This window comes from Gilliamella sp. CG25 (assembly GCF_046635705.1).
Classification (GTDB): Bacteria; Pseudomonadota; Gammaproteobacteria; order Enterobacterales; family Orbaceae; genus Gilliamella; species Gilliamella apicola_I.
The window spans coordinates 21,640-27,916 of the sequence record NZ_JBIDFJ010000018.1 but is presented as its reverse complement, the minus strand read 5'-3'; the positions used below and the strand labels follow the sequence as shown (position 1 = coordinate 27,916).

Genomic DNA, 6,277 nt, shown 5'->3' with positions numbered 1-6,277 from the left:
AGTCCGTAGACTTTATTCTTTCGTCTCGCAAGTGCCCACACAGATTGTCTGTTTCTTCTTTTTAAAGAGCTGACAGTTTTTTTACCTTATCAAGTTTTGTTGATTTAGTTTGCTGTCTCAAGGGTTGCGTATGTTACTCACTTCACTTGATGTCGTCAACCCTTATTTTGGTTTTTTTATTATTTTTGGGTTGAGTGATTGCTTTTTATTCAAAACAAGGCGTTATAGTATAAATTTTATCTGATTTGTAACCTGTTTAGCTTTATCTATCGCATCGTTTATATTATTTGCTCTTGCTAATGCAACTCCCATTCTTCTTACCCCTTTAACCTCAGGTTTACCAAACAGACGTAAATCGGTCTGTTCAACGCGTAGTGCTTGGGCTAAATGAATATAAGAAACTTGATTTGAGTGACCTTCTACCATTATTACAGCGGACGCACTCGCCCCATATTGTTCAATCGTTGGAATAGGCAACCCTAAGATAGCTCTTGCATGTAACGAAAATTCGGAAAGATTCTGTGATATTAAAGTCACCATTCCGGTATCATGAGGACGAGGTGAAACTTCACTAAACCATACTTGATCACCTTTTATAAATAACTCAACCCCAAATAACCCTCTACCTCCTAGTGCTTCCGTTATTTTTGATGCAATCTCTTTTGACAAATTTAGCGCTTGGTCAGACATGTGTTGTGGTTGCCAGGATTCACGATAATCACCATTTTCTTGTCGATGTCCAATCGGTTCACAATAAGATACGCCATCAATATGTCTTACTGTTAATAAGGTAATTTCATAATCAAAATCGATAAAACCTTCAATAATGACTTTACCACTGCCTGCTCGCCCACCTTCTTGAGCATATCGCCATGCAGATTCTAGGTCACTATTATTTTGTAATAAAAATTGTCCTTTTCCAGATGAACTCATCACAGGTTTAACCAAACAAGGAAAACCAATTTCATTAACGGCTTTTTCAAACTCTATAAAATTTGTCGCAAATCGATAAGGAGAAGTCGGTAATTTTAATTTTTCAGCGGCTAAACGACGAATCCCTTCTCGATCCATCGTTAATTGCGTTGCTTTTGCGGTAGGGATAACAGTAAAACCTTGTTGTTCTAATTCTACTAATGTATCTGTTGCAATGGCTTCAATTTCTGGCACGATATAATCTGGTTTTTCTTTTTCAATTACGCTTTTTAGCTCATGACCATTTAACATGTCGATAATATAGTAACGATGCGCAACTTGCATTGCAGGTGCGTTAGCATAACGATCAACGGCAATCACCTCACAACCAAACCGCTGTAATTCAATAACAACCTCTTTAGCCAGTTCGCCTGCACCACAAATTAAGACTTTTGTCGCCGTTACCGATAATGGCGTTCCTATTTTAGACATACTTTCCTCAACCACAATTATTTATTTGCAGAAACAAAAAATCGGGATAATTTCCCGATTTTGATTAATTTATTATTAGGCTTGGTATGGATCACGTAGAATCATGGTTTCACTTCGATCAGGACCAGTTGAAATAATATCAATTGGCGTCTCGGTTAATTCTTCAATCCTTTTAATATAAGCTTTTGCTGCTTGTGGCAAAGCATCATAGCTTTTAATACCAAAAGTTGACTCGCTCCAACCAGACATGGACTCATAAACAGGTTTAACTAAGCTCCACTCTTCAGCCGAAGCTGGGGCGTTTTTAATCACATCGCCATTAGGTAATTGATAACCCACACAGATTTTAACTTCTTTTAATCCGTCTAATACATCAAGTTTAGTTAAACAGAAACCTGAAACTGAATTAAGTTGCACTGCTTTTCTAACAGCGACCGCATCAAGCCATCCTGTACGGCGACGGCGTCCTGTTGTAGCACCAAATTCATTCCCTTGTTTACAAAGATATTCGCCAACCTCATCGAAAAGTTCTGTTGGAAAAGGGCCCGCGCCAACACGAGTAGAATAAGCTTTTACAATTCCCAAAACATAACCGACATAACGAGGTCCGAAACCAGAACCCGTTGCTACCCCACCAGCAGTAGTATTTGATGAAGTCACAAAAGGGTAAGTACCATGATCAATATCAAGTAATGTACCTTGTGCACCTTCAAACATAATTCTTTCGCCTTTTTTGCGAGCTTCTTCTAATAGTGCTGGAATATCAGCTATCATGGCAATTAAAATATCAGCAATCGCTAATGTATCATTTAGCACTTTTTGGTAGTCAACCGCTTCTGCTTTGTAATAGTTGACTAATTGGAAGTTGTGATATTCCATCACTTCTTTCAATTTTTCTGCAAATGCTTGGCGATCACGTAAATCACCGACACGAAGACCACGACGAGCTACTTTATCTTCATATGCCGGACCAATCCCACGACCTGTTGTCCCAATCGCTTTACTACCACGGGCTTTTTCACGAGCTTGATCCAGTGCAATATGATAAGGCAAAATCAAAGGACATGATTCTGAAATGAGTAATCTTTCTTTGACCGGAATACCTTTATTTTCTAACTCTTTCATCTCTTTCATTAAAGCATCAGGACAAAGTACAACTCCATTGGCAATGATACTAATAACATCATTACGTAATATTCCTGAAGGAATAAGATGTAATACTGTTTTCTCACCATTAATGACTAATGTATGTCCTGCATTATGTCCACCTTGATAACGGACAACATATTTTGCTTTTTCTGTGAGTAAATCAACAACTTTACCTTTGCCTTCATCACCCCATTGTGTTCCTAACACAACAACATTATTACTCATAGACTTTTACTCATTCTGTTAGTTATTAGATTTTAATTTCATGTATTGAAAAAATTCACTATCTGGACTAATGACCATTACATCATTACCAGAAAAACTTTGTTCATAAGCTTTTAAACTTCGAATAAAACTAAAAAATTCTCTGTCTTTACCAAAAGCATCCGCATAAAGTTTAGCTGCAATGGCATCACCTTCACCACGAATCGCACGTGATTGACGTTCAGCTTCCGAAAGTATTTTTGTTTCTTGTAATGTCGCTTCTGCTCGAGTCTCTTCGGCTTTTCTTACACCTTCAAAACGTTTATCTCGTGCAATAACTTCACGTTCAGCTCGCATTCTGGCATAGATAGAGCCTGAAACTTCAGCAGGAAAGTTAATTTGCTTAATTCGCACATCGATAACTTCAACACCAAATGCACGTAAGCTTGTTTTATTACTTTCTATTTCTTTATGTTCATCCGATGATACATTTTCAGTTACTTCTTGAACACCACCATTTAGCGCATCTTTAACACGATTCATCAAAGAATTACGAGATTGTGTATCCGCATTAGAATCATTGATAATATCTTTATTACTTAATTTACCAATCTCAGCACGTAAACGACCGTTTAGTCTTGCTAATAATAAATCTTCGACATTATTACCACCAGCGACTGTTTCATAATAACGATTGAAATCAATAATTTTCCATTGCACAAAATAGTCGACGATTAATTCTTTCTTTTGCACATTAAAAAATCGTTGTTCTTTATTGTTATTAGAGCTATTAGTCGTTTGAATTTTAGCATCAATTACTTTAACTGTATCCATGCCCGGGATTTTAAAATGTAAACCAGGTTCAGATAATCCAATGATTTTATTGAATCTTAAAACAACACCTCGTGTACCTTCTTCAATAACATAAACGCTTGAAATATATACACCAATTAATATTAAAACTATAGGAATTAATAATTTTCTCATATTTTTCTCCTTAACGTCCCATAGTCCGCGTAGTATTTCTTACGCTGTTTGAGTTATTACTACTGTTATTTGTTTTTGGTGATTCAGATGCCGTTTGAGACTGATTTTTTACAGCTTCAGAAGACACATTAAAATTATAATCACTCGTGATACTTGATGATGTTGGTGAATTAGAATTTGTCATTTCTTTATTTTGAAATAACTTTTCTAATGGTAATACCATAATGTTACCACTTTTATCATTAACAATAACTTTATTGGTTTTGGTTAATACTCTTTCCATGGTTTCAATATACAAACGTTCTTTAGTGATTTCAGGTGCTGCTTTATATTGAGGTAGGATTTTTTCAAAGCGTGCAACATCACCCGCAGCTTCAAGTTCAACACGTACTTTATAAGCATTAGCATCGGCCAAAATTCTCGCTGAGCGACCTTCTGCTTGTTGTACGATTTGGACTTTATCTGCTTCAGCCTTTTTAATTTCACGCTCACTATCACCTTGAGCACGGATAGCATCATCATAAGCATCTTGAACTTCATCTGGTGGACGCGCTACCTGAAAGTTCAAATCAACAATATTTATACCCATATCATAATGCGTAATCACATTGACCAATTCATCTTTAGTACTACTTTCAAGTACAGAGCGTCCATCAGAAATAATTGCGTCAATATTTGAACTACCGACAGCGGTTCTAAGTGCACTATCAGCCGCTTGTCGCAGACTATCTTCTACATTTGTGACATTAAATAAATATTTTAAAGGATTATTAATACGATATTGTACGTTCATCTCAACAAACACTAGGTTTTCACCTGTCGTGACGATAAATCCTTTTACATTGAAATTTTTAGTACCTTGAGTATCAACAGGATAAACTTTGTCTACTAATGGTATTCTCCAATTTAATCCGGGTTGAATAATTTCAGGTTGAACTTGACCAAAACGAGTAATTACACCACGTTGGCTTTGATTTATGGTGTAAAAACCACTTGCCCCCCAGATAAGGAGTAAAATGATAAGTATGACAACAATAATGACACTTAGCGGGAATTTATTAGCCGAAGATCCGCCATTGTTGCCTGAATTACCTTTTTTTAAGAGGTCATTAATTTTATCAAAAAAACCGCCAGGTAAGTTAGATGGTTTTTTGTTATTATTACCCCATGGATCGTTATCTTGTCCGTTATTGCCGGGCTGATTCCACGCCATATTTTATTTGCTCCATTAAACAATTAGTTGTTATTTTGCGTATTGATAAAGTATAACAGATCTGGCTCTTGTTTACACAAACGGTTCCATTCAATTGCAGGCATTCTTACATCTAAATGGAAGCTACCATCGCTATTAATTACTTCGTGTTCAACTGCATTTAGCTGATATAAACGGCTTCTTAGTTTTGCTAAATGAATTGGTAAGTTTAATTGGCAAACTTGAATTTGCCTAGCAAGTCTTTCTGTTAATGCCGTAAATAAGAGATCTAATCCTAAACCATTTTCAGCAGAAATCCAAACACGAATTGGTACACCATTTGAATCACGATCAATACTTGGCTGTTTATCTTCGATTAAATCAATTTTATTCATGACTAATAGTGTTGGAATTTCATCAGCGTCTATTTCCAACAAAACCTCTTCAACCGCTTGCATGTTATCTAAAAAGTTGGGATCAGCGGCATCAACAATGTGTAATAATAAGGCTGCTTCTTGAGTTTCAAGCAAGGTTGCTTTAAATGCAGCAATAAGATCATGCGGTAAATGGCGTATAAAACCAACCGTGTCAGCCAGCACGACTTCGCCTACATCATCAACAACTATTCGGCGTAAAGTGGGATCAAGTGTTGCAAATAACTGATCTGCGGCATAGACATCCGCTTGTGTTAATGCGTTAAACAGTGTTGATTTACCGGCATTAGTATAACCCACTAAAGATACAGTCGGAATATCTGCTTTATTTCGAGATTGTCTGTTTTGATTGCGCTGTTTTTCAACTTTGGCAAGTTTAGATAATATTAATTGAATACGATGACGAATTAATCGCCTATCGGTTTCTAATTGAGTTTCGCCTGGGCCTCTTAACCCAATTCCCCCTTTTTGTCGCTCAAGATGAGTCCAACCACGAACTAAACGTGTTGATAAATACTGTAATTGAGCTAATTCAACTTGTAATTTTCCTTCATGGGTTCTTGCACGTTGTGCAAAAATATCAAGAATCAATCCAGTTCTATCGATAACACGACATTCACACAATTTTTCGAGGTTTCGTTCTTGGGTAGGCGTTAGGGTATGATTGACTAAAATAACAGAGGCATCTAATTCTTTCACTTTTTCAGCGATTTCAATTGCTTTACCTTCGCCAATAAAATATTTGGCTTGAGGCGCCTTTCTTGAAGTTGTCACGATATCGAGAATATCTATCTGAGCTGAAGAAACTAATATTTCAAACTCTTTAAGATCCTCAATATCGCTTTCTTGGGGAAAGAACACATGCACTAATAAGGCGGATTCACCACCTTTATATCGTTCAAACAAT

The 6,277-nt window shown here is 36.5% G+C and carries 5 protein-coding genes; all 5 read right to left on the bottom strand.

Annotation, left to right across the window (positions count from 1 at the left end; all coding sequences use genetic code 11):
- Nucleotides 1-222 precede the first annotated feature (222 nt).
- Nucleotides 223-1,404 carry a formate-dependent phosphoribosylglycinamide formyltransferase gene (gene purT / locus ACGH6P_RS10810; RefSeq protein ID WP_411597457.1) on the bottom strand — a complete coding sequence of 394 codons (1,182 nt, stop codon included), beginning with the start codon at nt 1,402-1,404 and terminating at the stop codon, nt 223-225.
- 75 nt (nt 1,405-1,479) lie between these two features.
- The gene (locus ACGH6P_RS10805) at nt 1,480-2,778 is read right to left on the bottom strand and encodes an adenylosuccinate synthase (protein ID WP_267351187.1); all 1,299 of its coding nucleotides are present in this window, start codon (nt 2,776-2,778) and stop codon (nt 1,480-1,482) included.
- A gap of 18 nt (nt 2,779-2,796) precedes the next feature.
- Entirely contained in the window at nt 2,797-3,744 is a 948-nt protein-coding gene (hflC, locus tag ACGH6P_RS10800; RefSeq protein ID WP_267351185.1) for a protease modulator HflC, read from the bottom strand.
- 10 nt (nt 3,745-3,754) lie between these two features.
- Nucleotides 3,755-4,957: an FtsH protease activity modulator HflK gene (gene hflK / locus ACGH6P_RS10795; protein WP_267360542.1), complete on the bottom strand. Its 1,203-nt coding sequence runs from the start codon at nt 4,955-4,957 to the stop codon at nt 3,755-3,757.
- Nucleotides 4,958-4,980: 23 nt separating this feature from the next.
- Nucleotides 4,981-6,276, bottom strand: coding sequence for a ribosome rescue GTPase HflX (hflX, locus tag ACGH6P_RS10790; protein ID WP_267360540.1), 1,296 nt, complete (start codon nt 6,274-6,276; stop codon nt 4,981-4,983).
- Nucleotide 6,277 lies beyond the last annotated feature (1 nt).